Below are 22,134 nucleotides of genomic sequence, written 5' to 3'. Positions count from 1 at the left end.
CTGACAGCCTAAATTTTGACCATGACCAGACTGAAAAGCGCCTTGAACCCGATGCCGGACGACATCCGAACCGCTTTGACAAAGCAGGGTTTGATGGCGGCCTATGATGACAGACCGGATTATCAAAAGAACGACTATCTCGGCTGGATCGATCGTGCCAGACGCGCCGAGACAAGACATAAGCGGCTCGACCAGATGCTGGACAAGTTGAAGCGCGGCGGCGTCTACATGAACATGCCCTGGCGCGGCTGAAATCGCGCTTATCGGGTCACAGTTTCCCGCGCTCGAAGCGCCTCGACCTCGTTTTTCGCGCTGGAAGATGATCTGCGCTGTCCTGGCTCTTGTTGGACATTTGGGCGACATGCATGAGGCACCGGCAAACAACCACTTTGAATTTGCGCATGATCGTTTCGGAGGAGGTTTTCCGCGATCATGCGCCGCGAGGCAGAGTTTATGGGAAATCCAGGAGCAGCCAGCGCACCGGTCATCGAGACGAAGCGAACCATCTTGCGGCCACACCAGCTCGATGATTTCGATGCCTACGTCGCCATGTGGGCCGATCCGGACGTCACCCGCTTCATCGGAGGCAAGCCGCGCACACGCGAGGAAAGCTGGATGCGCTTCCTGCGTCATGCCGGCCTGTGGTCGCTGCTGGGCTACGGCTTCTGGGCGATCGAGGACAAGGCATCCGGCCGCTTCATCGGCGAGGCCGGCTTCCACGATCTGAAGCGCGACATGGTGCCGTCGATCGAAGGCGTTCCGGAAGCCGGTTGGGCGCTGGTCCCGAGCGCACATGGCCAAGGGTTCGCCAGCGAGGTTGTCGGACGGGCTCTCGCCTGGGGCGACGAGGCATTCGGGCGTGCAAGGACTGTCTGCATCATCGATCCGGAAAACACCGCTTCGCTGAGCCTCGCGGCCAAATGCGGCTACAGCGAAGTGTTGCGGACCACCTATCACGACGATGCGACGATCCTGCTGGAACGGCAGCCCTAGGGTTGCGGCCTGGCATCCTGTGATTCTGATCGGGGCCGAGCCGAGGCTTTCTAGGCCTGCCGCTTCAGCACCGGGCCTTCCGCTTCGGCACCGGCTTTGCGGGCTGCCTGTTCGAGCATCGAGGCGTCTTCCCCGAAAGCGCGGGTGGCGCGCGCGGCCGCCTCGATCAGCGGATTTTTCATGCGCTGCAGAAAGGCCGCGTCGACGCGCGTGCTCGGGCCGGACAGCGTCAATGCACCGAGCAGGGTGTGCCCCGGCCCGAACACTGGTGCCGAAACGCCCGCCGTCTCGGGGTCGCGATCGCCGACCGACAAACAATGATAAGTTTTGCGGATCGTCTCGTACGGCTCGCCCTGCTGACCGGAAAACGCCGCAAGCACGCGGCCGCCCGTGCCGGCCAGCAGGGGCAGCACGTCGCCTTCCCGGATGGTGTAGCGGATGGGATGCTTGGACTCGACGCGGTAAAGACAGGTGCGCACGTCGCCCGAACGGACATAGAAAGCGACGCTTTCCCAGCTTCGCTCGGCCAGATCGCGCATGATCGGCAGCAGGATGTCGATCGCCACCACCGAACGCTGGTATAGGGCGCCCAGCCGAAAGGTGGCCGGGCCGACACGGTAGCGGCCGTCGTCGAGACGCTCCAGCAATTGCCCGCGCAGCAACGAGTTCGCCAGTCTCAGGATCGTGCTCTTGTAGAGGCCGGTGCGCGCCGCGATTTCGGCCAGGCTGAGCGAACGGTCGGCAGCAGCGAAAGCATCGAGGATGGCGATCGCACGATCGAGCGCGGCAACGCCGTTGGTCGACGCAGGCTTGGATTGTGTTACGGTTATCTGCTTGACCACGTCGTTCCGTTCCCAGTTGGACAGAAGGGCCGATCGGAACAATTGTGCCGCATCCGGACAGTTCTGTCCAGCAGAATGCCATTCCGGTTGACAGAACGATGCAAAGACTGCATGAATTTTTGTCGAGCGGGTCTGAATTCAGGCTACGTTGCTGGCAGGCACCGGAGGAGGTGTCGTGATTGGAGGAATCCCATGCTGAACAGACGCAGATTTTTAACGAGCACCGCCGCTGCCGGCGCCGCCGGTTTCGCAGCGTTGCATCTCTCGCCCGCTTTCGCGCAGGACGCACCGCAGATCCAGATCTTCGTGCCGGCAGCGCCCGGCGGCGGCTGGGACCAGACGGCGCGCACGATGGACCAGGTGCTGCGCAGTGAGAAGCTGATCTCCGGTTCGCAGATCACCAATGTCGGCGGCGCCGGCGGCACAGTCGGCCTCCCGCAATTCATCAGCCAGTGGAACGGCAAGGGCAATTCGCTGATGGTTGCCGGCATGGTCATGGTTGGCGCCATCATCGCCAACAAATCGGCCAACAATCTCACCGAGGTCACGCCGATCGCCCGCCTCACCGGCGAATTCGAGGCGCTGGTGGTGCCGGCGGCCTCGCCGTTCAAGACAGCAGCGGATTTCGTCGCCGCCCTCAAGGCCGATCCGACCAAGGTTCCGGTGGCTGGCGGCTCGGCCGGCGGCTCGGACCACATATTGTTCGGCCTTATCGCCAAGACGGCCGGTGTCCCGGCAGCCAACCTCTCCTACGTGCCGTTCGCCGGCGGCGGCGAGGCATTGTCGGCGCTTCTCGGCAACCAGGTCGCGGCCGGCATCTCCGGCTATGGCGAGTTCTCCGAACAGGTCAAGGCAGGCGCGCTTCGGCTGCTCGCCATTTCCGCGGACAAGCGCCAGGAAGGCATCGACGCACCGACGATGAAGGAAGCCGGCATCGATGTCGAACTGTTCAACTGGCGCGGCGTCTTCGCACCGCCGGGCGTTTCCGACGCCGACAAGGCGGCGATGGTCACGCTGGTCGAGACCATGGCCAAAAGCGATGCCTGGGCCACCGAATGCAAAAACCGCAACTGGACGCAGATCCTGCTCACCGGCGACGACTATGCGAAATTTCTTACCGAAGACACGGCTCGGATCGCAGCCATCCTCAAGGACCTCGGCCTAGCCTGATGTCCTCGGAGAGGGGCGGTCCGCACTGCCCCTTTCCGATGTTCGCCGGCCGCATGGACATACGATCCGGCGCGAGTGAAACTGCGGTGAGGTCGGCCGTGGGAGACCGGCTATCCAGGGAGGACGATCATGAGCACCAGCGACCAGCAGGCGGCGCGGCCGCGCCTTGCCGTGCCCGAATTGCTGATCGGCATCGGGCTTCTTGCCTGCGCCGGCGCAGTGGCCTGGCAGACGCTGTCGATTCCGGTGTCGCCGCTCTACTCAAAGGTTGGCCCGACCGTCTTCCCCTACATCACCATGGTCGGCATGACGGTCCTTTCCCTGCTGCTGATCGTCGCCGCCCTGCGGGGCGGCTGGCAGCCGGAGGAAGAAAAGGAAACCCCGACCGACTGGAAGGCGATGGGCATCGTCGCCGTCGGACTGGTTGCGAACCTTGTTCTGATCCAGCCGCTTGGCTTCACCGCAGCCTCGGTGATCATGTTCGTTCTCATCTGCCACGGATTCGGCAGCAGACATCCGCTGCGTGACGTGCTGCTCGGCCTGATCCTGGCGCTTGCCGCCTATTTCGGTTTCGCCAGGGCGCTCGGCGTCAACATCGGCGCCGGCTTCATCGAGAACCAGCTGAACACGGGTCTCGATTCGATTATCCGTATGTTGAGAGGCTGAAGCCATGGAAACGCTTGGCCATCTCGCGCACGGATTTTCGGTCGCCTTTACGCCGGTCAATCTCATGTGGTGCCTGCTCGGCACGACACTGGGGACAGCGATCGGCGTGCTGCCCGGCCTCGGACCGGCACTGACCATCGCCCTGCTTTTGCCGATCACCTACCAGGTGGCGCCGGAGGCGTCCTTCATCCTGTTTGCCGGCATCTATTACGGCGCCATGTATGGCGGTTCGACGACATCGATCCTGCTCAACACGCCGGGTGAAAGCGCGACCATCGTCACTGCGCTGGAAGGCAACAGGATGGCCCGTTCCGGTCGCGGCGGCGCGGCACTTGCCACTTCGGCGATCGGCTCCTTTGTCGCCGGCACACTCGGCACGCTGGGCGTCGCCTTCCTGGCCCCCGTCGTGGTCAAATTCGCGCTGTCTTTCGGCCCGGCCGAATATTTCTCGCTGATGGTGCTGGCCTTCATCACGGTTTCGGCGGTGCTCGGCTCGTCGTCGGTGCGCGGCCTGACCAGCCTGTTCGTCGGCTTCGTCATCGGCATGATTGGCGTCGACCTGCAGACCGGGCAGCCGCGCTTCACCTTCGGCATGAGCCAATTGCTCGATGGCGTCGACGTGATCGTCGTCGCCGTCGGCCTCTTTGCGGTCGGCGAGACGTTCTACATGGCCTCTCGCCGCTATGCCGGCAAGGACGAGATCGTGCCGCTGAAGGGCTCGCTCTACATGACCGCAGCCGAATGGGCGCGCTCGTGGAAGGCTTGGCTGCGCGGCGCCTTGCTCGGCTTCCCGATCGGCGCCCTGCCGGCCGGCGGCGCCGAAATCCCGACCTTCCTGTCCTATGCAATCGAGAAGAAGCTCTCCAAGCACAAGGAGGAGTTCGGCACGGTCGGCGCCATCGAAGGCGTTGCCGGACCGGAAGCCGCCAACAACGCGTCGGCCGCCGGCGTGCTGGTGCCGATGCTGACGCTTGGGCTGCCGACCTCGGCGACGGCCGCGATCATGCTGTCGGCCTTCCAGAGCTATGGCATCAATCCCGGGCCGATGCTGTTCATGACGCAGGCCAATCTGGTCTGGGGGCTGATCGCCAGCCTGTTCATCGCCAACATCATCCTCGTCATCCTCAACCTGCCGCTGATCGGGTTGTGGGTGCGGCTGCTGAAAATCCCGGCGCCGCAGCTCTATGCCGGCATCCTGGTGTTCGCCACGGTCGGCACCTACGGTATTTCTCAATCGCCGACCGACCTCGTCATCCTCTATCTGCTCGGCGGGGCCGGATTCCTGATGCGGCGCTTCGATTTCCCGACGGCGCCGGTGATCATCGGCATGATCCTCTGGCCGCTCGCCGAAACGCAGTTCCGCCGCGCGATGACCATCTCGAACGGCGACTGGTCGGTGTTCTACAAACATCCGCTGTCGCTGACGCTGCTGACGCTGGCGTTCATCGGGCTGATTGGGCCGCATATCTACGCTTTCATCGAACGCCGGCGCACGCGCGGACCGGAACACGTGCCGGGCGATGCCTGACCTGTTTGCGACATCATGACCGATCTGCTGTCCGGCATCCGCGTCCTCGACCTGACCAATGTTCTGGCTGGCCCCTACTGTGCCTATCAGCTGGCGCTGCTCGGGGCCGATGTGATCAAGGTCGAGGCGCCGCAGGGCGGCGATCTGGCGCGCCAGCTCGGCGGCTCGCCGGAACTCAACAGCACAGGCATGGGCGCTTCGTTCCTGGCGCAGAACGCCGGCAAACGATCGGTGGTGCTCGATCTCAAGAACGAGGCCGATCGCGAACGCTTCCTCGATCTGGTCGCCTCTGCCGATGCGCTGGTCGAGAATTTCCGCCCCGGCGTGATGGATCGGCTGGGGCTTGGCTCTGCCACGCTGAAAGAGGTCCGCCCTAGTCTTGTCTATTGCGCGATTTCGGGCTTCGGCCAGACTGGGCCGATGCGCGACAATCCGGCCTACGATCAGATCATCCAGGGTCTTTCGGGCATCATGAGCATCACCGGCACACCGCAGACCGCGCCGTTGCGTGTCGGTTATCCCGTCGCCGACACGCTGGGTGGGCTGGTCGGGGCGTTCGCCATCACGGCGGCACTTGTGAAGCAGAAGACGACAGGCGAGGGCGCTTTCCTCGACGTGTCGATGCTCGAATGCACGCTCTCCGCGCTGGGCTGGCCGGTCTCCAACTATCTGACGGCAGGCGTCGAGCCGCAGCCGATGGGCAACGAGAACATGACGGCGGCACCTTCCGGCACGTTTCGCGCCGGCGACGGCCTGCTCAACATCGCCGCCAACAAGCAGGAGCAGTTCGTCACGCTCTGCCGGCTGGTCGGGCTGCCGGAGCTGGCGTCGGACCCGCGCTTTGCCGAGCGCGAGACGCGCAAGCGCAACCGCATCGCCTTGAAGGCGCTGATCGAGGGCGCCCTGGCCAGCGGATCGGCCGTAGCCTGGGAGGAGACCCTCAATCGCGCAGGCGTGCCGGCGGGCAGGGTGCTGACCATCCCGCAAGTGCTGGCCGAGCAGCAAGTGATCGCGCGCGAGATGACCGCCTGCTTCGATGGCATGCCGAAGATGGACCGGCCGCTGACCGTCGTGCGCGGCGGGTTCATGGTCGATGGCGCAGCACCGTTGCCGACCAGGCCGCCGCCGGCGCTGGGCGAGCATATGGACGAGGTGTTTGCCAGTCTGCCGCCGCGCGTCAAGAAAAGGGCGCAGGCATGAGCCGCGCGAGAACATGAGCAACGTTGGGAAAAACACCGGCCGCGAGCGCGGCGAGGAGTGGTGGCAGACCGATATCATCGAAATGCGCCCCGGCGTGATCCGGCTGCGCGGCTATGAGATCCAGGACCTGATCGGCCGCGTCAGTTTTCCGGCGATGATCTGGCTGATGCTGCGCGGCGAACTGCCTGGTGAGGAGCAGGCGACGCTGCTCGGCATCGCGCTCAGTGGCGCCGTCGATCACGGGCCGCAGGCGCCGTCGATCGCCATTGCCCGCATGGCGGCCACCTGCGGCGTCGGCATCAACAGCGCCATGGCCTCAGCCATCAATGTCCTAGGCGACGTGCATGGTGGCGCCGGCGAGCAGGCGCTTGCCTTCTATGGTGACATCGCCGCGGCAGTGGACGAAGGCGTGACGCTCGGCGATGCGGTGGTGGCGCGGCTCGATCGTTTCTTCGCCGAGGAAAAATCCTATGTGCCGGGGCTCGGCCATCGGTTCCACCCGGTCGATCCGCGGGCGCCGCGCCTCATCGAACTGACCCGCGATTTTGCCGCGCGCGGCATCGTCAGTGGACGTTTCGCCGACATCGCCGACGCTGTCGAGGCCGAAGTCGAGCGGCGCAAGGGCAAGAAGATCCCGCTCAACATCGACGGCGCCACCGCCGTCATCTATGGCGAGCTCGGCTTTCCGCCGCAGCTGACACGTGGCCTTTTCGTGCTGTCGCGCTCGGTCGGCATCTTGGCGCATGCGTGGGAACAGTCGCAACAGAGCGACCGCAACAAAGGACCACTGCCGCGCGAATGGTTGTGGGCCTATACGGGCACGCCGGTGCGGCCTTTTCCTCAGGGAGAAGACGACGCCAAATGAGGCCTTGGTTCAAGTTCGCCAGCGGGCGATGGCTGGGGAATTTTCAGGTTCTTCAGCAGTGTTGAAAGATCGGGCTCGTCGATGAGCACGGCTGCGTCTTCCGGCGCCAGCCATGCCCGCTGCCGCCTTTTGGCCTCCTGCCAGTTGGCCAGTTCCTCCGTCACCGCCAGCAGGTAGACGGTGACGTCGACGCGGACGAAGCGGTTCGTCAGCCGCTTCCAGTAGGAATAGGTGCCGGCCGGCTGCTTCAGCGTCTTGCCGAGGACGCCGGCTTCCTCCCGCGCTTCGATGGTGGCTGCCTTGCGCCCGCTCTTTGCCTTCATCGGCCAGCCCTTGGGCACGATAAAGCGCCTTGTCGATATCGAGGTGACCAGCATCACCTCGGCGTCGCCGCGCTCCCCCAGCCGAAAGGGAATCGCCGCGACCTGACGGATCCGCTCGCCCTTCCTCGCCTTGCGCACGACCTTCTTCTTGGTGGCTGCCATTGCCGACGATCCAATCAGGGCAGTGCCCAAGCGCAAAGGCACGTTGCGAAATCAAAACCGCCCTTGATGCTGCTTTAAGTAGAGCGGCGTTCAAGCATATCGGCTAAATAAATGAGAACGCCGGGCCATCAGCGGCAGACGCTGATGAAGCGGCTGCCCGAGCGCCGCAACTGGCAAGTAGGCGCCATCTGCGGCACATCTGGCCGTTGCGGCACGACCACGCGATCCTGGGCACGGAACTGCTGTTGCTGCTGCTGATATTGCTGCCGCCGCAGCCTGTTCTCCAGCATCTGCAATTCGCCTTGCAGGACCACCGTATTGCGATTGGCGGGAGTGACGTTCTGCGCGGAGACAGCCGCGCTCGACAGCATCGCTGTTGCCAGGGTTGCCGACATCAAGATCGTCGAAAGGCGAAGCGGCGACATCCATCCATTCCCTTACGAAACAGAACCTTGGGCCCGCACGAAACAGAACCTTACGATTATATAGGGCGTTTGTCTGATGATGCCATGGATTAAAATCTCACGCCGGAGCGGAATTGGCGGACTAGCCAGTCAGGGCGCAAAGCCCGTCGACCGATGTGTGCTGGCAAAAGGGCACCAATACGAGGCCGACGACAAGAAGCTGGAGGGCATCCTGCAGTTCCATGCCTTTTCAGGCCTGGATTGGATAATTTAAACCGCAACATCGCACAGTCGAAAAGCGCGGCATGGGCGGCGCTGCGTTCCCCGCAGCCGTTGGGCACGGCACGGCGATAGCCCAGCTGCGCGACTATTCGCGGAATGCGCGGCTGATCTGGTCGGTCAATGGCTTCATCAGAAACGAGATGACGGTGCGATCGGTCGTGCGCATGAACGCCTCCACCGGCATGCCCGGTTTGAGGCTTTCCGGATCCAACGAGCCAAGCTTGCCTTCGTCAAGCCTGATCCGCACGCTGTAATAGGATAGTCCGTTCCGCTCGTCTTCAACGAGGTCGGGAGAAACCGTTGCTACATGTCCTTCGATTTCCGGCGTGACCTGCTGGCTGAACGCCGACAGCCGCAGATGGACAAGCTGGCCGGGCTGGACCTGATCGATGTCTTGAGGCGCGATGCGTGCGTCCACAGTCAATTCGTCAGCGGTCGGGACAATCATCATAATTGGCTCGCCGGTCGTGACGACGCCGCCGACCGTGTGGATCGCAAGCTGATGCACCCGTCCGTTCTGGGGTGAACGAATATCGGTCTGTCTCAGCAATTCCTCCGCGGCGATCTTTCGTTCTGCCAATTCTGTGGTTCGAGCCTCCGTTTCGCGGCCTGATAACACAAAATTTCATATTGTAATGCACCAATCAGTTGTAATGCAGCCATCCAGCCTGACGTTCAATTGTGCGCGTCCTCCCGAAGCGCGACTTGCGCGCCAGACCGTGAGGACCTGCGCGAGTGGCGGGCCGCGGCTATGCCGCCGGCAAGAGGTCGGGCTCTCGTCCTTTATCCGCATGCCGCCAGCATCCAGATCGGGACGGCGCCCGGTCCGGTGAACGCCTCGCGTCGACCATTGCCATTAACAAGGTTGTTCGCTGATCCTGAACATCAGGGACCGCGTGTGGCCGAAGCCATCTCGATCGCTGTCAAGTTCGTTAAACAAAAAGCTGATCAAGTCGGCTTCGCCGTGCAACCGGGACGCTTGGTTGTGGAGCGCTGGATCAGCCGCAACAGGCGGCTGATGGTAGACGCGCGCCCCGCAGTGGGGATAGACGAGCCCCCCGCGTCTGACCGACATGGCACTCGATACGAAAATCACGCCGCTGCTGAAGTCCGCCTCCACGTTGGAGATCAATGCGGTTGCGCGGCGGATCCTGCCTATTCCATCTCGTTGGCCGGCTTCAGCGGCGCGCTTGTCCGGACCGCGGAACTCTCGGCCGATTGAGCTCGCCCGCGGCCCTCGCTTCAGTCGACTTCGCGCAGGCGGTATCCGACGCCGGTTTCGGTGGTGATGTAACGCGGCTGGTCGGGCGTTTTCTCAATCTTCTGCCTGAGCTGCCGCACATAGACCCTGAGATACTGCACGTCGGTCGAATCGCCCCAGACCTGCTTCAAAAGAAACTGGTGGGTGAGAACCTTGCCAGCGTGCTGCACGAGGATGCGCAGGATGTCGTACTCCTTCGGCGAGAGCTTTATCTCCCTGTCCTCGATCATGACGATGCGCTTCACCAGATCGACCGTGAGATCGCCGGTGTGAAAGACCGGCTTCTCGCCTTGCTGCTGGAACTTGTGGCGGAGCGCCACGCGGATGCGCGCGACAAGCTCGTTCATGCCGAACGGCTTGGTGATATAGTCGTCGGCGCCGAGATCAAGTGCCGAGACGATGCCGGCCTCGTCGGTGCGGCTGGAAAGGATGACGACGGGAACATCCAGGCCGTCGTCCCGCCATTTGCGCAACAATTCGTGGCCGCCCATGCCTGGCAGGCCGAGATCGAGCAGGATCAGGTCCGGCTTTTCCGTCTCCACGAGTTCGATCGCCGTCTTGGCGTTCGGCGCCTCGCTGATCGCATAGCCCTGGCTGCCAAGGCCGACACGGAGCAGCTTGCGGATCGGCGGTTCGTCATCGACGACCAATATCCTGACGTCCAGATTCGTCATGCCAAGCTAGCCACGTCGGGGTCGCCCACATTTCGGTCATCGCCGTTGGGGTCGTCGTCCACCGCGGGCAGTTCCGTCGGCACCGGCATCTTGATGGTGAAAACCGCACCAGAGCGGTCGGTCCTGCTGGCCGCCGAAATCGTCCCGCCCATCGCCTCGATGAAGCCGCGGCAGATCGAGAGCCCAAGCCCGGTGCCGGCACGGACCTGGTCGCGCTTGCGCACCCGGTAGAACGTGTCGAAAACGCGTTCCAGATCGGCGCGCGGAATGCCCGGCCCCTCGTCCATGACCTGCAGGATGACGGAACCATTGTCGGCCCAGCCCTGCAGGCGGATCGTCGAACCTGGCGGCGCGTATTTGGCCGCATTGTCGAGCAGGTTGAACAGCGCTTGCTCGAACAGGACGGGGTCGAGCCTCAGCATTGGCAGGTCAGCGGGAATATCGATTTCGGTCTTGTGTTCGCCGATGATTTTCCTGGCCCGATGCAAGGCGGTTCCGACAATGTCGCCGACATAGTGGAATGCGTAGTTCGGCTCCATCGCACCGGATTCGATCTTGGTCATGTCGAGCAGATTGGCGATGAAGCGGTTCAGTCGCTCCGATTCGTCAAGCACGGTCGACAGCAGCTCCGCCCGATCCGCTTCGGGAAGCGCGGGCGCAAAGTCCCGCAATGTGCCGGCGGCGCCCATGATGGCGGCAAGCGGTGTTTTCAGGTCATGGGAAATCGAGGTCAGCAGCGCCGAGCGCAGGCGGTCCGCCTCGGCCGCGAGCTTGGCCCGGTCGACGTCGGCAACAAGCTGGATACGCTCGATGGCGACTGCCGCTTGATCGGCGAGCGCGTCGAGGAGGCGCTTCTGTTCGGGAGTCAGCAACGGGCCTTGCTTGTCGTTGTCGAGGCCGACGACACCGACGGCGGTGCGCCCCGTCCGCAACGGCAGATACAGGCGTCTTGCTCCGGGAAGCGTGTCGGCGCCGCGGCCCGCGGGGCGATCGTGCTCCCAGGCCCAACGGGCGGCCGCGATGTCGGCCTCGGCCAGCGTGTCGTCAGGCGGATAGCCGGCCTTGACGGTGATCGAGCCGTTCTCCGGCAAGAGCAGCACCACGCGCAATTTCAGCATAGAGGCAATCTGGAAGGCAGTCGCCCAGAGCACGTCGTCAAGCGTGCCAGCGCCGGCGAGCTTCTTCGAGAAGAGATAGATATCTTCCGTGGCGCGTGCCCGCGAGCGGGCAGCGACCGCCTGACGCTGCACGCGCGCTGTCAGATTGCTGGCAATGACCGCAACAACCAGGAAGACAGCCAGTGCAACGATGCTCTCCGGATCCTGGATCGTCAGCGTGTAGCGTGGTTCCAGGAAGAAATAGTTGAAGACAATAGCGCTGATGAGGCAGGCATACAAAGCTGGCCAGAGACCGCCGGTCACCGCTGAAGTCAGGACCCCGATGAGAAAGATGATCGCCAGATTGCGGACGTCGAGAAACTGGTCGAGAAGGACGGCGAAGGCGAGCGAGCCAACAACATAGGCCGTGGCCTTGAGATAGGGCCAGATCTCGAACTGCCACTGCTCGTCCGCCGCCTTGACGGTCTTCGACGTCGCCTCGGCGTTGCGTTCGTTTCCCGAAATGACATGGACGCTGATGTCGCCGGCATTGCGGATGAGATCATAGGTGAGCGAGCCTTCGATCAATTCCCGCCAGCGCGATCGGGTCGGCCTGCCGATCACGATATGGGTGAAGTTGTTCGCGGTCGCATGGCGAACGATGTCCTGCGCGACGTTCTGACCTGGAATGGTCGTCACCTCGGCGCCGAGCTGCTCGGCAAGGCGCAGCAGCGTCGCCAGTCGATCCTTGTCTTCCTCGGACATGCCGGCCGAACGAGGGGTATCGACATGAAGCGCCGTCCAGGGGGCGCGGAGCCGGTCGGCCAATCTCCGCGCATAGCGGACACGGGCCGCCCCGCCCGGACGCGCGTCGACGCAGACGAGAACCCTTTCCCCCGCCGCCCAGGGCCCGGGTATGGCGTGGGCCTGCATGTGGGTCAGCAACTGCTCGTCGACCCGCTGGGCGGTGCGGCGGAGCGCCAGTTCCCTGAGCGCCGTCAGATTGCCCGGCGAAAAATAGTTCTCGATCGCGCGCTGGGCGGTGCTGGGAATATAGACCTTGCCCTCCTCGAGCCGCTTGATCAGGTCGTCGGGCGTGAGATCGATGATCTCGATGTCGTCGGCCTGGTCGATGATGGAGTCTGGAACTGTCTCACGCACCCTGACGCGCGTGATCTGCGCCACGACATCGTTCAGGCTTTCGACATGCTGGATGTTGAGCGTGGTGTAGACGTCGATGCCGTGCGTCAGGATTTCCTGAACGTCGAGATAGCGCTTGGGATGGCGGCTGCCCGGCGCGTTGGTATGGGCAAGCTCGTCGACGAGGACCAACGCCGGACGCCGGGCAAGGATGGCATCGAGGTCCATTTCCTCGATGATGCGCCCCTTGTAGTCGACCCGGAGACGGGGAATCACCTCATAGCCGTCGACCAGCGCCTGGGTTTCCTTGCGGCCGTGCGTCTCGACGACGCCGATCACCACGTCCACCCCGTCGGCCAATCTTGCACGGCCCGACATCAGCATTTCATAGGTCTTGCCGACACCGGGGGCGGCGCCCAGAAAGATCCGCAGACGACCGCGCGCCTCCCGCTCCGCGTGGTCAAGCAGGGCGTCGGGTGAGGGTCTGGTTTCGTCGCTTCTGTCGTCCGGCATCACAGTCGATCATGAATGGCGCCGAGGATGGTGTCGACCCCACCCATTCATTGCTTGATGGCCTCGTCCAGCGCCAGGTTAAGCGCCAGCACATTGACCACAGGCTCGCCCATGAAGCCGAGTTCGCGGTCCTCGACGTGGCTGTCGACAAGGGACCTGATCCTGGCTTCATCGACGCCCCTGGCCCTGGCCACCCTGGCGACCTGGAAATAGGCGGCCTCGGGGCTGATATGCGGATCGAGGCCGCTGCCTGAAGTCGTGACCAGATCGATCGGCACCGGCTGGTTCGGATTTTCGGCTTTCAGCCTGTCGGCATCGCTCTTGACGCGGTCGATCAGCTTGGGGTTGGTCGGCCCGAGATTCGAGCCGCTCGAAGTGGCGGCGTTGTAGCCGTCGCCCGCAGCCGACGGCCGGCCATGGAAATAGCGCTCGCTGGCAAAAGCCTGGCCGATCAGTTCGGAGCCGACGATCTTGCCGTCCTGCTCGATCTGGCTGCCATTGGCCTGGCGCGGGAACAAGGCCTGGGCGATGCCGGTCATGCCGATCGGATAGATCAGGCCGGTCAGGATGGTGAAGAAAACGATCATGGTGATCGCGGGTCGGATTTGCTTGAGCATGGACTTAATTCCTTATGCGAGGCCAAGTGCGGTGATGGCCAAGTCGATCGCCTTGATGCCGACGAAGGGGACGATGATGCCGCCGAGGCCGTAGACAAGAAGGTTGCGGCTGAGCAGCGCGCCCGCGCCGATTGCGCGATATCTGACGCCTCTCAGCGACAGCGGGATCAGCGCGACGATGATCAGCGCGTTGAAGATTATGGCCGAGAGAATGGCGCTCTGCGGCGTTGCCAGATGCATGACGTTGAGCGCCTGCAGCGGACCTGATGTCTGCCCCGGCGCGATGTAGAAGACGGCGAATATGGCCGGGATGATGGCAAAATACTTGGCCACGTCGTTGGCGATGGAGAAGGTCGTCAGCGAGCCGCGCGTCATCAGCAGCGCCTTGCCGATTTCCACGATCTCGATCAGCTTGGTCGGATCGCTGTCGAGGTCGACCATATTGCCGGCTTCGCGCGCGGCGACCGTGCCGGTGTTCATGGCGACGCCGACATCGGCCTGCGCAAGGGCAGGCGCATCATTGGTGCCGTCGCCGCACATGGCGACGAGCTTCCCCTTGGCCTGTTCGTCGCGGATGAGCTTCAGCTTGTCCTCGGGCGTCGCCTGGGCAAGGAAATCGTCGACGCCGGCCTCCGCGGCGATCGCCGCCGCCGTCATCGGGTTGTCGCCGGTGATCATCACCGTGCGGATCCCCATCTTGCGCAGTTCGGCGAAGCGTTCCCTGATGCCGCCCTTGACGATGTCCTTGAGATGGACGACGCCGAGCAGGCGTCCGTCGCGCTCGACCGCCAGCGGCGTGCCGCCGGATTTGGCGACGTCGTCGGCGATCGCCTGGAGATCGCGGACGGAGTCGCTGCTGGGGCGCGTGCCGTGCGTGGCGACGGTCGACTGATTGACGAACGCGAGCACCGAATCGACCGCGCCCTTGCGAACCGAAGAGCCATCGATGTCGACGCCGCTCATGCGGGTTTGCGCGGTGAAGGGCACGAAAGCGGCATGCAGTGTTGCCATGTCGCGGGCACGGATGGCGTATTTCTCCTTCGCCAGCACAACGATCGAGCGGCCTTCCGGCGTCTCATCGGCAAGCGAGGCCAACTGCGCCGCGTCGGCCAACTCCTGCTCGGTGACGCCCTTGACCGGCCGGAATGCCGTCGCCTGGCGATTGCCGAGCGTGATCGTGCCGGTCTTGTCGAGCAGCAGCGTGTCGACGTCACCCGCCGCCTCGACGGCGCGGCCGGACATCGCCAGCACGTTGAACCGCACCAGGCGATCCATGCCGGCGATGCCGATGGCCGAAAGCAGCGCGCCGATCGTCGTCGGGATCAAGGTGACGAACAGGGCGACCAGGACGGTCACCGAAATGTAGCCGCCCGAATAGGAGGCGAAACTCGGGATCGTTGCCGTCGCCAGCACGAAGATCAGCGTCATGCCGACGAGCAGGATGTTGAGCGCGATCTCGTTGGGCGTCTTCTGGCGCGCAGCGCCTTCGACCAGCGAGATCATGCGGTCGAGGAAGGTGTGGCCGGAGGCCGCGGTGATGCGCACGCGGATCCAGTCGGACAGAACCTGCGTGCCGCCGGTCACCGCCGAACGGTCGCCGCCGGATTCACGGATCACCGGAGCGGATTCGCCGGTGATCGCCGCCTCATTGACCGAAGCGACGCCTTCGATCACCTCGCCGTCCGACGGAATGATGTCGCCGGCCTCGACGAGCACCACGTCGCCGACCTTCAGGCTGGTGCCAGGCAACAGCTTGAACTTGGTGCGGTCGTCGCCGCTCAACAGCTTGGCCTGGCTCTCGGTGCGAGCCTTGCGCAGCGAATCGGCCTGCGCCTTGCCTCGGCCTTCGGCGACCGCTTCGGCGAAGTTGGCGAAAAGCACGGTGAACCACAGCCAGATGATGATCTGCAGCGAGAAGCCGAGATCGCCGCCACCAGTGACGAGATCCTTGACGAACAGGACTGACGTGAGCGCCGAGACGACGGCGACGACGAACATCACCGGATTGCGCATCAAGGTGCGCGGGTTCAGTTTCCTGAAGGCGCCGTCGATGGCGGGCAGCAGGATGCGGGCATCCATGATAACAGCGGATTTGGACTGGCTCATTTGGTGGCTCCAGTATCGATGTTGTTGGATGGCGCCGATCGATCGTAGGCCGAAAGAAGATGCGGGAGCCCGGAGGCCAGCAGCCAGATCACGATCATGACTGCCGCAATGCCGAAGAACGTGGACATGGTCGGGAAAGGAGGCGGGGTTGCCCCTTTCTGATCGTGTCGATGCCGAATCTTGCGACGTATGGTTTCGAGCCAGGACATGACATTGATCCAAGGTGGGACGGTTCAGAAAGTCTGCCCGTGGATGCCGGCCAGGTGCTCGACGATCGGTCCGACTGCCAGCGCCGGGAAGAAGGTGAGGCCGCCGACGATCAGAATGACGCCGACCAGCAGTCCGACGAACAGCGGCCCGTCGGTCGGGAAGGTGCCGGCGGAGGCCGGCACCGTCTTCTTGGCGACCAGCGAACCGGCGATCGCCAGAGCCGGGATGATGACCAGGAAGCGGCCCATCAACATGCCGATGCCGAGCGTGATATTGTACCAGGGCGTGTTGCCGGTCAGGCCGCCAAAGGCCGAGCCGTTATTGGCGGCAGCCGAGGTGTAGGCATAGAGAACCTCGGAGAAGCCGTGCGGGCCGGCATTGGCTATGGAAGCGACGCCGGTCGGCAGCACCACCGCGATGGCAGTGAAGATCAGCATCGCCAGCGGCAGGCAGAGAATGGCCAGCATTGCCATCTTGATCTCCTTGGCTTCGATCTTCTTGCCGAGATATTCGGGCGTGCGTCCGACCATCAGTCCGGCGACGAAGACGGCGATCACGATGTACATCAGGATGCCGTAGAGACCGGCGCCGACACCGCCGACAATGACCTCGCCGAGCTGCATGTTGATGATCGGGATCATGCCGCCAAGCGCGGTGAAGCTGTCATGCATGGCGTTGACGGCGCCGCAGGACGCGGCGGTGGTGATGACCGCAAACAGCGCCGACAAAGCGATGCCGAAGCGCGTTTCCTTGCCTTCCATGTTGCCGCCGTCGATGCCCAGCGCATGAACCAGCGGATTGCCTGATGCTTCCGCCCAGTAGCAGACGGCGACGCCGGCGATGAACAGGACGGCCATCGAGGTCAAGATCGCCCAACCCTGGCGCTGGTTGCCGTTCATGCGGCCGAAGACGTTGGTCAGCGCCGCACCGATGGCGAAGATCGAAACCATCTGGATCAGGTTCGAGATCGCATCGGGATTTTCGAAAGGATGCGCCGCATTTGCGTTGAAGAAGCCGCCGCCATTAGTGCCGAGCATCTTGATGGCGATCTGCGAGGCTGCTGGCCCGACCGCTATCGTCTGCCGCGTGCCCTCCAATGTTGTGGCGTCGATATAGGCGCTGAGCGTCTGCGGTATGCCGAGATAGACATAGACCAGCGTCAGCACGATGCAGAGCGGCAACAGCAGGTAAAGGGTGCACCGGGTCATATCGACCCAGAAATTGCCGATCGATTTGCCGGAGGCCTTGGTGAAGCCGCGGATCAGCGCGATTGCGATGGCGATGCCGGTCGCCGCGGACAGGAAGTTCTGCACGGTGAAGCCGGCCATCTGCACGAGATAGGACATCGTGCTTTCGCCGCCGTAGTTCTGCAAGTTGGTGTTGGTCATGAAGCTCGCGGCGGTGTTGAAGGCGAGCCCGGGTTCGACGGCGGTCATACCGGCCGGATTGTAGGGCAGGCTGCCTTGCAGCCGCTGCAGGAAGTAAAGCACCAGGAAACCGGCCAGGTTGAAGAACAGCAAAGCCGCCGCATAGGTGGTCCAGTGCTGCTCCTCACGCTCGCTGGTTCCCGAGATGCGATAAAGGCTCCGCTCGACAGGGCCCAAAATCGGCGAGAGGAATGTGCGGTCGCCGCTGAAAACGCGATACATGTAGCCGCCGAGCGGCTTCACCAGCAAAACGACGATCCCGCAATAGACGAGGATCTGTATCCATCCGTTGAAAGTCATAGGTATTGCTTTCCGTGCCTTCGCCAGTTGCCGTTAGAAACGTTCTGGGCGAACGAGGGCGTATGTCAGGTAGGCGAGAAGGAACACGGTCACAGCGCCACCGAGGATATAGTCGACAAGCATGTGATCCTCCCGCCTAAAGACTGTCGCAGGCTTTGATGAAGGCGAAGAACAGGGTAAAGAACAAAAACCCTACCCCGAGAACGATGATGTCCATCGTGCGTGTTCCTTATTTCCGTTTTGCACTGCCTTGCCTGCAGCCGGCAGGGTGAAGTCAATGTGAAGACACTCGGTCGCGATGGTATTGGCGAGCGAGATATGTCCTTCCCGACGGAATATGGATCCAAACCCCATAAAGGTTCGAGACGTGGCGAAGAGGAAAGAAATAAGAATCCTATAAAGGATTTGCCGTCGCGGTTCTCAGCGCGCGGCGTTTAAAGACAAGTCGCGCGCCGGCGCGAAGCTGCCGAAAATCAACGATCGCGCGTATAGATCACGGCGTAGTCGTCCGCATACGCCCGCTTCCAGCCCAGTTCATCGAAGAATGGAATGCGGCTGTCATCCGGCGTCAGCAAGGCCCAGTCTATCGCATGCTTCTCGAGCTGGGCTTCGAGGACAGGCTTTCCGCCGCTGCGTCCTGTCTCGGCATCTGTCTTCGTAAAGCCGTTGAGAAAGAGCTGATCTGTCCGGCCGTCGATGAATGTCTTGATTCCGTGGAAAATCAAGCTGCCGCCGAAGTTGTAGGAATTCAGGACTTTGCCTGACAGATGATGGCTTTCGACGAATGCAAGCGCATCCTTGGCCGAAGTCTTCTGGCTCGGCGCGACCGGATAGGCGCTCGTGAGCATTGCGGTTGCCCCCAGCAGCAAAACGCCTGCCACGCCGCAGATCCGGTAAAATCGCTCCGCGAAAAACCGTTCCAGTCCGTCGCGCCTATCGGACATCCATTTCGCCAGGGAAAGCGCTGGATATTGCTCCGCAATCTCGGCCGCAAGCACGATCGGCACCAGCAGAAAGAACAGGTACATGAAGCGCAGATGGGTGAGATAGATATGCAAGGCAAAGACGATGAACAGCGCCTTCGCCCAGCCGATGCGAAGTCTCGACACAAGCAGCGCGAAAACGAACAGTAGGATACCCAGTTCCTGGAACCGTTGATCCGAGGCGTCGAACGGTTTCCACTCGATAATCAAGGGAACCGCTTCATTGCCATAGGCTACGGTGAAAGTGGCAAGGATGGCCTTCATGCCATAGGGATTGATCAAGCTGACCACCGGGCAGAGCAGTCCGAAGGCAACCCATTTGCCAAGGAGTACGGGGTTGGACAGGCGGGTTCGCACAAGGACATCGAGGCCGGCGAAAGCCGCGATGACGAAGCCGATGGTAAAGGTCGCGTGGAGATTGGCCCACAGGACAAGCAGGGCAAGCAGCCACAGAGGTGGTCCGTGCTCATTGCGCGCTGCGCGAAAAAGCATTGCGGTCCAGATCACGATGATGGGCAAGGTGAAGATGTGCGGACGCGCGGTGTAGATCGGGGAGATCATGGCCACGGCGAACAAGGCCAGTCCCACTGCCGCCATCGGTCTCAACCAGGTGCTGAGATACCATGACAGCAGCGCGCCCGTGAGGGCGATGGTTGAGATGATCAGCACCGCCACGCCGTTCCAGCCACTGGCCGTGTAGGCGAGCGCAAGGAAGACCTGTCCAAGCCACTCCTTGGCGATCCACGGCTGGCCGGCGAAAGTGTGAGAATAGCTGTCGACAACCGGGAAGGTACGACTTGCCAGCAGGTCGAGCCCGACCTTGACCTGCCACCAGCTGTCGGGGTCCTGCAGGATGGCCTGGGTGTGGGCGGAAAGCGCGAAGGCCACGAGAGGCGCGACGAGCAGGCAGAACATCACTCTGGCCCGCAGCGCGTCGTTGACCGACGACGCGGTCGCAACGGTCGCTACGGTCGCCTGAATCCCGTTCATATCATAGCTCCAGGCCGCTCTGCGGCAGATCGATTGGCGGTTTCAGCTTGTCGCTCATCCGAGGGCAGGGCGTCCGCTCAAACGGCAGGCTTGATCGCATGCACGAAATATTGGGCTCCCATAGGCATCCTGGTCAGGAAACGCTCCAAGGGTCGCAATCTTGCGAGCACGCGTGGGAAAAAGATCCGGTAGACGACATCGGATCTGGAGAAGCCGGCCGCAGCCATTCGCTTGCGCAAATCGCGGCTGTTGATCAGGATTGCGTTCTCGTCGAAAGCACAGTTTCGCACCGCGTGCGTCGTCAGCGGATTCCAGGGATTGTGCTCGAACAGAAAGAAGCTGCCACCGCCGGTCAGCACTCTCCCGATCTCCTTGATCAGGCCGACATGGAGGTTTTCGGGGATGTGATGGAACACGCAGGCGGCGAAGGCGAGATCGAAACTCGCGTCGTCACAGGGGATCGTTTCGCCGTCGAAATGCCGGAAATCGGCCTGGCCGGGAAAGCGCTTGCGGGCGATGTCGAGCGACTGCGAGGAGGGATCGAGCAAGGTGATTTCGCTGTCGGGAAATGCGGCGCGCATGGGCCCCAGCGAATTGCCGACGCCAGCGCCGAAGTCGAGTATCCGCCGCGGCTTGATGTTGGAGCGAGCCAGCCTTGCTGCGACGTCGTCGATCTTGTACTGCGCGAAGAAATCCGGGGTTTCGCCGCTCAGCCTGATACTTGCGGCATGCTGCTGCTGATATTCCAGCGCGAACTGGTCAAACTCGGCCTGAAGCACGCGCGGCTCCCTTCGTCAGTTCCCCGGCCATTTCCTGAAGGCGATGGACGGGCAGTTTCCCGGCGGCAGGATCATGGGCAGCGATCTCGTTTATGAGGTAGAGCGGCCGCCGCTTGGTCTCCATATACATGCGCCCGAGATATTCCCCGAAAATCCCAAGGACCAGAAGCTGGACGCTGCCGAGGATCAGGACGATTGCGGCCAGGCTGGTCCAGCCGGGCAACACACTGCCGGCAATCCATGAGAAGAGCGTGTAGCCCAGCGCAGCAAGACCGAGAAAGCCGAAGATCATGCCGAGATGCGAGGCGAACCGCAGCGGCACGATGGAGAAACTCGTCATCGCATCCATCGCCAGAAGCACCATCTTCTTCAACGGGTAATGCGTGGTGCCTGCGAAGCGCTGGTGCCGCTCATAGGCAAAGGCCACCTGCTTCAGGCCGATCCAGCTCACCATGCCGCGAATGAAGCGGTAACGCTCCGGCATCGCATTGAGATGATCGAGCGCGCGCCGGTTCATCAGGCGAAAGTCCCCGGAATCGATTGCCATGTCGACGTCGACCATCTTGCGCAGCAGACGGTAGAACAATGCGGCGGTTGCGCGCTTGAACCAGCCTTCGCCCTGCCGTTTCAGCCGCTGGCCATAGACGACGTCGAACCCCTCATCCATCTTTGCCATCATGGCTCTGAGCAGTTCCGGCGGGTCCTGAAGGTCGGCATCGAGAATGAGAATGCGCTGGCCGCGGCAAAACTCCAGGCCGGCGCTGAGCGCAATCTGGTGGCCATAATTTCGGGCGAGGTCTATGCCGACGACGTGGCTGTCCTGTTTGGCAAGTTCGAAGATGGCCTCGCGGGTGCCATCGGTGGCTCCGTCGATGACCAGCACGATCTCGTAGGAATGCCCCGCTTGTTCACGGCAAACGGCGGTGACGCGCCGGTAAAGTTCGGCGACCCCACCGATTTCATTGTAGCACGGCACGACGACCGACAGCGCGACCGCGCGTCGCGCAGCGATTTTCCCTGTATGCGCCAAAAGCCCAGCTCCCATGGTTAGAACGGGAATAGGCCGAATTTCTTAGAAAATTGATAAGCCGCTCAGCATAACCCGCCCACAACGCCAACCAGGCGAAGCGTGCGAATGGCTGGCGCGTGCGAAGCTGATGCGGGAAGTCGAGGGCGGACGCTCCGCCAAATCGGCGGCTCAGCCTTCGGCCTTGAAGTTCTTCGCTTCCTTCTCGACCTTGGCGCTGTTCTTGCCGTGCTTGCGCATCAGATCCTTCGCCTGGTTGGGCGAAACGTCGGTGGTCTCGGCCAGGCGCAGGGCCTCCTTGTCGTCCGGTTCGCGTTTCTTCCGATCGGCCATTGCGGTCCGTTTGTCAGCCATCACAATGCCTTAATGCTCTTGGCGATTTCGTTCAGCACCTTGCGGTCGGTGCCGTGGCGCTTGATTAGCGTGCGAGCCTGGTCGGGAGTGATGCCGGCTTCCTCGGCGAGATGCCTCACCTCATAGTCTTCGTCGCCGGCTACTTGTGAGCGATCGCGGTTGTCGGTCTTGGTCTTGTCGTCGGGCATGGCAGTTCTCTCCTCGCTTGGACCTGGAACATA

At 62.7% G+C, this 22,134-nt stretch carries 24 protein-coding genes; 8 read left to right on the top strand and 16 right to left on the bottom strand.

Translation table 11 applies throughout. The features are described from left to right. The first annotated feature begins 21 nt into the window (after positions 1-21). Positions 22-252: a YdeI/OmpD-associated family protein gene (locus BQ8794_RS16750; RefSeq protein WP_077379468.1), complete on the top strand. Its 231-nt coding sequence runs from the start codon at positions 22-24 to the stop codon at positions 250-252. A gap of 201 nt (positions 253-453) precedes the next feature. Beyond that, positions 454-993, top strand: coding sequence for a GNAT family N-acetyltransferase (locus BQ8794_RS16745; RefSeq protein ID WP_077379529.1), 540 nt, complete (start codon positions 454-456; stop codon positions 991-993). A 50-nt stretch (positions 994-1,043) separates the two neighbouring features. On the opposite strand, the gene BQ8794_RS16740 is transcribed toward BQ8794_RS16745, so the two are convergent. After that, positions 1,044-1,823 (bottom strand): IclR family transcriptional regulator, encoded by a 780-nt coding sequence (locus BQ8794_RS16740; protein ID WP_167378773.1) that lies wholly within the window; start codon positions 1,821-1,823, stop codon positions 1,044-1,046. A 204-nt stretch (positions 1,824-2,027) separates the two neighbouring features. Between BQ8794_RS16740 and BQ8794_RS16735 the strand changes: the two genes are divergently transcribed. The 5 genes from BQ8794_RS16735 to BQ8794_RS16715 all read left to right on the top strand — a co-directional run bounded on the left by BQ8794_RS16735 (position 2,028) and on the right by BQ8794_RS16715 (position 7,264). Continuing rightward, positions 2,028-3,005: a Bug family tripartite tricarboxylate transporter substrate binding protein gene (locus BQ8794_RS16735; protein WP_077379466.1), complete on the top strand. Its 978-nt coding sequence runs from the start codon at positions 2,028-2,030 to the stop codon at positions 3,003-3,005. A 129-nt stretch (positions 3,006-3,134) separates the two neighbouring features. After that, the gene (locus tag BQ8794_RS16730; protein ID WP_077379464.1) at positions 3,135-3,671 is read left to right on the top strand and encodes a tripartite tricarboxylate transporter TctB family protein; all 537 of its coding nucleotides are present in this window, start codon (positions 3,135-3,137) and stop codon (positions 3,669-3,671) included. A gap of 4 nt (positions 3,672-3,675) precedes the next feature. Then, positions 3,676-5,199, top strand: coding sequence for a tripartite tricarboxylate transporter permease (locus BQ8794_RS16725; protein ID WP_077379461.1), 1,524 nt, complete (start codon positions 3,676-3,678; stop codon positions 5,197-5,199). Positions 5,200-5,214: 15 nt separating this feature from the next. Beyond that, a complete protein-coding gene (locus BQ8794_RS16720) occupies positions 5,215-6,399 on the top strand; it encodes a CaiB/BaiF CoA transferase family protein (protein ID WP_077379459.1) in 1,185 nt (394 codons plus the stop codon). Positions 6,400-6,412: 13 nt separating this feature from the next. Then, entirely contained in the window at positions 6,413-7,264 is an 852-nt protein-coding gene (locus BQ8794_RS16715; RefSeq protein WP_077379457.1) for a citryl-CoA lyase, read from the top strand. Here BQ8794_RS16715 and BQ8794_RS16710 read toward each other — a convergent pair. From BQ8794_RS16710 to BQ8794_RS16700, 3 genes are all read right to left on the bottom strand, one after another. Then, positions 7,240-7,749: an NUDIX hydrolase gene (locus BQ8794_RS16710; RefSeq protein WP_077379455.1), complete on the bottom strand. Its 510-nt coding sequence runs from the start codon at positions 7,747-7,749 to the stop codon at positions 7,240-7,242. The genes BQ8794_RS16715 and BQ8794_RS16710 overlap by 25 nt on opposite strands. Positions 7,750-7,877: 128 nt before the next feature. Next, positions 7,878-8,174, bottom strand: a complete 297-nt coding sequence (locus BQ8794_RS16705) for a hypothetical protein (protein WP_167378771.1) — start codon at positions 8,172-8,174, stop codon at positions 7,878-7,880. 346 nt (positions 8,175-8,520) lie between these two features. Next, complete coding sequence (locus BQ8794_RS16700; RefSeq protein WP_244555002.1) at positions 8,521-8,985, bottom strand: beta-barrel domain-containing protein; 465 nt, start codon at positions 8,983-8,985, stop codon at positions 8,521-8,523. A gap of 348 nt (positions 8,986-9,333) precedes the next feature. Here BQ8794_RS16700 and BQ8794_RS37415 point away from each other — a divergent pair, with 348 nt between their 5' ends. Next, complete coding sequence (locus tag BQ8794_RS37415; protein WP_143744596.1) at positions 9,334-9,657, top strand: hypothetical protein; 324 nt, start codon at positions 9,334-9,336, stop codon at positions 9,655-9,657. A gap of 20 nt (positions 9,658-9,677) precedes the next feature. Here BQ8794_RS37415 and BQ8794_RS16690 read toward each other — a convergent pair whose 3' ends face one another. From BQ8794_RS16690 to BQ8794_RS16635, 12 genes are all read right to left on the bottom strand, one after another. After that, a complete protein-coding gene (locus BQ8794_RS16690) occupies positions 9,678-10,370 on the bottom strand; it encodes a response regulator transcription factor (RefSeq protein ID WP_077379451.1) in 693 nt (230 codons plus the stop codon). Next, positions 10,367-13,120: a sensor histidine kinase gene (locus BQ8794_RS16685; RefSeq protein WP_077379449.1), complete on the bottom strand. Its 2,754-nt coding sequence runs from the start codon at positions 13,118-13,120 to the stop codon at positions 10,367-10,369. The genes BQ8794_RS16690 and BQ8794_RS16685 overlap by 4 nt, the downstream gene beginning before the upstream one ends. A 47-nt stretch (positions 13,121-13,167) precedes the next feature. After that, positions 13,168-13,737 carry a potassium-transporting ATPase subunit KdpC gene (kdpC, locus tag BQ8794_RS16680; protein ID WP_077379448.1) on the bottom strand — a complete coding sequence of 190 codons (570 nt, stop codon included), beginning with the start codon at positions 13,735-13,737 and terminating at the stop codon, positions 13,168-13,170. A gap of 12 nt (positions 13,738-13,749) precedes the next feature. Continuing rightward, positions 13,750-15,843 (bottom strand): potassium-transporting ATPase subunit KdpB, encoded by a 2,094-nt coding sequence (gene kdpB, locus BQ8794_RS16675; protein ID WP_077379446.1) that lies wholly within the window; start codon positions 15,841-15,843, stop codon positions 13,750-13,752. Continuing rightward, positions 15,840-16,052 (bottom strand): hypothetical protein, encoded by a 213-nt coding sequence (locus BQ8794_RS16670; RefSeq protein WP_077379445.1) that lies wholly within the window; start codon positions 16,050-16,052, stop codon positions 15,840-15,842. The genes kdpB and BQ8794_RS16670 overlap by 4 nt, the downstream gene beginning before the upstream one ends. A 24-nt stretch (positions 16,053-16,076) precedes the next feature. Continuing rightward, positions 16,077-17,780, bottom strand: coding sequence for a potassium-transporting ATPase subunit KdpA (kdpA, locus tag BQ8794_RS16665; RefSeq protein ID WP_077379443.1), 1,704 nt, complete (start codon positions 17,778-17,780; stop codon positions 16,077-16,079). A gap of 33 nt (positions 17,781-17,813) precedes the next feature. Further along, positions 17,814-17,903 (bottom strand): K(+)-transporting ATPase subunit F, encoded by a 90-nt coding sequence (locus tag BQ8794_RS16660; protein WP_077379441.1) that lies wholly within the window; start codon positions 17,901-17,903, stop codon positions 17,814-17,816. Positions 17,904-18,253: 350 nt separating this feature from the next. Continuing rightward, positions 18,254-19,753 carry a hypothetical protein gene (locus BQ8794_RS16655; protein ID WP_077379439.1) on the bottom strand — a complete coding sequence of 500 codons (1,500 nt, stop codon included), beginning with the start codon at positions 19,751-19,753 and terminating at the stop codon, positions 18,254-18,256. 77 nt (positions 19,754-19,830) lie between these two features. Further along, positions 19,831-20,532 (bottom strand): class I SAM-dependent methyltransferase, encoded by a 702-nt coding sequence (locus tag BQ8794_RS16650; RefSeq protein WP_077379437.1) that lies wholly within the window; start codon positions 20,530-20,532, stop codon positions 19,831-19,833. Beyond that, complete coding sequence (locus BQ8794_RS16645) at positions 20,513-21,562, bottom strand: glycosyltransferase family 2 protein (RefSeq protein ID WP_167378770.1); 1,050 nt, start codon at positions 21,560-21,562, stop codon at positions 20,513-20,515. Before BQ8794_RS16645 ends, BQ8794_RS16650 begins: the two co-directional genes overlap by 20 nt. Before the next feature lie 168 nt (positions 21,563-21,730). Then, positions 21,731-21,913, bottom strand: a complete 183-nt coding sequence (locus BQ8794_RS16640) for a hypothetical protein (protein WP_143744595.1) — start codon at positions 21,911-21,913, stop codon at positions 21,731-21,733. Next, complete coding sequence (locus BQ8794_RS16635; protein WP_023797481.1) at positions 21,913-22,101, bottom strand: DUF3606 domain-containing protein; 189 nt, start codon at positions 22,099-22,101, stop codon at positions 21,913-21,915. The genes BQ8794_RS16640 and BQ8794_RS16635 overlap by 1 nt, the downstream gene beginning before the upstream one ends. Positions 22,102-22,134: the final 33 nt, after the last annotated feature.

The organism is Mesorhizobium prunaredense, assembly GCF_900156895.1.
GTDB classification, from domain to species: domain Bacteria; phylum Pseudomonadota; class Alphaproteobacteria; order Rhizobiales; family Rhizobiaceae; genus Mesorhizobium; species Mesorhizobium prunaredense.
The sequence above is the reverse complement of the archived record's forward strand: the minus strand, read 5'-3'. Positions and strand labels throughout refer to the sequence as shown.

Excerpts from the sequence above, each read along its gene's own strand:
- BQ8794_RS16750 (WP_077379468.1), top strand. The coding sequence starts at position 22 with ATGACCAGACTGAAAAGCGCCTTGAACCCGATGCCGGACGACATCCGA.
- BQ8794_RS16745 (WP_077379529.1), top strand. The coding sequence starts at position 454 with ATGGGAAATCCAGGAGCAGCCAGCGCACCGGTCATCGAGACGAAGCGA.
- BQ8794_RS16735 (WP_077379466.1), top strand. The coding sequence starts at position 2,028 with ATGCTGAACAGACGCAGATTTTTAACGAGCACCGCCGCTGCCGGCGCC.
- BQ8794_RS16730 (WP_077379464.1), top strand. The coding sequence starts at position 3,135 with ATGAGCACCAGCGACCAGCAGGCGGCGCGGCCGCGCCTTGCCGTGCCC.
- BQ8794_RS16725 (WP_077379461.1), top strand. The coding sequence starts at position 3,676 with ATGGAAACGCTTGGCCATCTCGCGCACGGATTTTCGGTCGCCTTTACG.
- BQ8794_RS16720 (WP_077379459.1), top strand. The coding sequence starts at position 5,215 with ATGACCGATCTGCTGTCCGGCATCCGCGTCCTCGACCTGACCAATGTT.
- BQ8794_RS16715 (WP_077379457.1), top strand. The coding sequence starts at position 6,413 with ATGAGCAACGTTGGGAAAAACACCGGCCGCGAGCGCGGCGAGGAGTGG.
- BQ8794_RS16710 (WP_077379455.1), bottom strand. The coding sequence starts at position 7,749 with ATGGCAGCCACCAAGAAGAAGGTCGTGCGCAAGGCGAGGAAGGGCGAG.
- BQ8794_RS16705 (WP_167378771.1), bottom strand. The coding sequence starts at position 8,174 with ATGTCGCCGCTTCGCCTTTCGACGATCTTGATGTCGGCAACCCTGGCA.
- BQ8794_RS16690 (WP_077379451.1), bottom strand. The coding sequence starts at position 10,370 with ATGACGAATCTGGACGTCAGGATATTGGTCGTCGATGACGAACCGCCG.
- BQ8794_RS16685 (WP_077379449.1), bottom strand. The coding sequence starts at position 13,120 with ATGCCGGACGACAGAAGCGACGAAACCAGACCCTCACCCGACGCCCTG.
- kdpC (WP_077379448.1), bottom strand. The coding sequence starts at position 13,737 with ATGCTCAAGCAAATCCGACCCGCGATCACCATGATCGTTTTCTTCACC.
- kdpB (WP_077379446.1), bottom strand. The coding sequence starts at position 15,843 with ATGAGCCAGTCCAAATCCGCTGTTATCATGGATGCCCGCATCCTGCTG.
- BQ8794_RS16670 (WP_077379445.1), bottom strand. The coding sequence starts at position 16,052 with ATGTCCTGGCTCGAAACCATACGTCGCAAGATTCGGCATCGACACGAT.
- kdpA (WP_077379443.1), bottom strand. The coding sequence starts at position 17,780 with ATGACTTTCAACGGATGGATACAGATCCTCGTCTATTGCGGGATCGTC.
- BQ8794_RS16660 (WP_077379441.1), bottom strand. The coding sequence starts at position 17,903 with ATGCTTGTCGACTATATCCTCGGTGGCGCTGTGACCGTGTTCCTTCTC.
- BQ8794_RS16655 (WP_077379439.1), bottom strand. The coding sequence starts at position 19,753 with ATGAACGGGATTCAGGCGACCGTAGCGACCGTTGCGACCGCGTCGTCG.
- BQ8794_RS16640 (WP_143744595.1), bottom strand. The coding sequence starts at position 21,913 with ATGGCTGACAAACGGACCGCAATGGCCGATCGGAAGAAACGCGAACCG.
- BQ8794_RS16635 (WP_023797481.1), bottom strand. The coding sequence starts at position 22,101 with ATGCCCGACGACAAGACCAAGACCGACAACCGCGATCGCTCACAAGTA.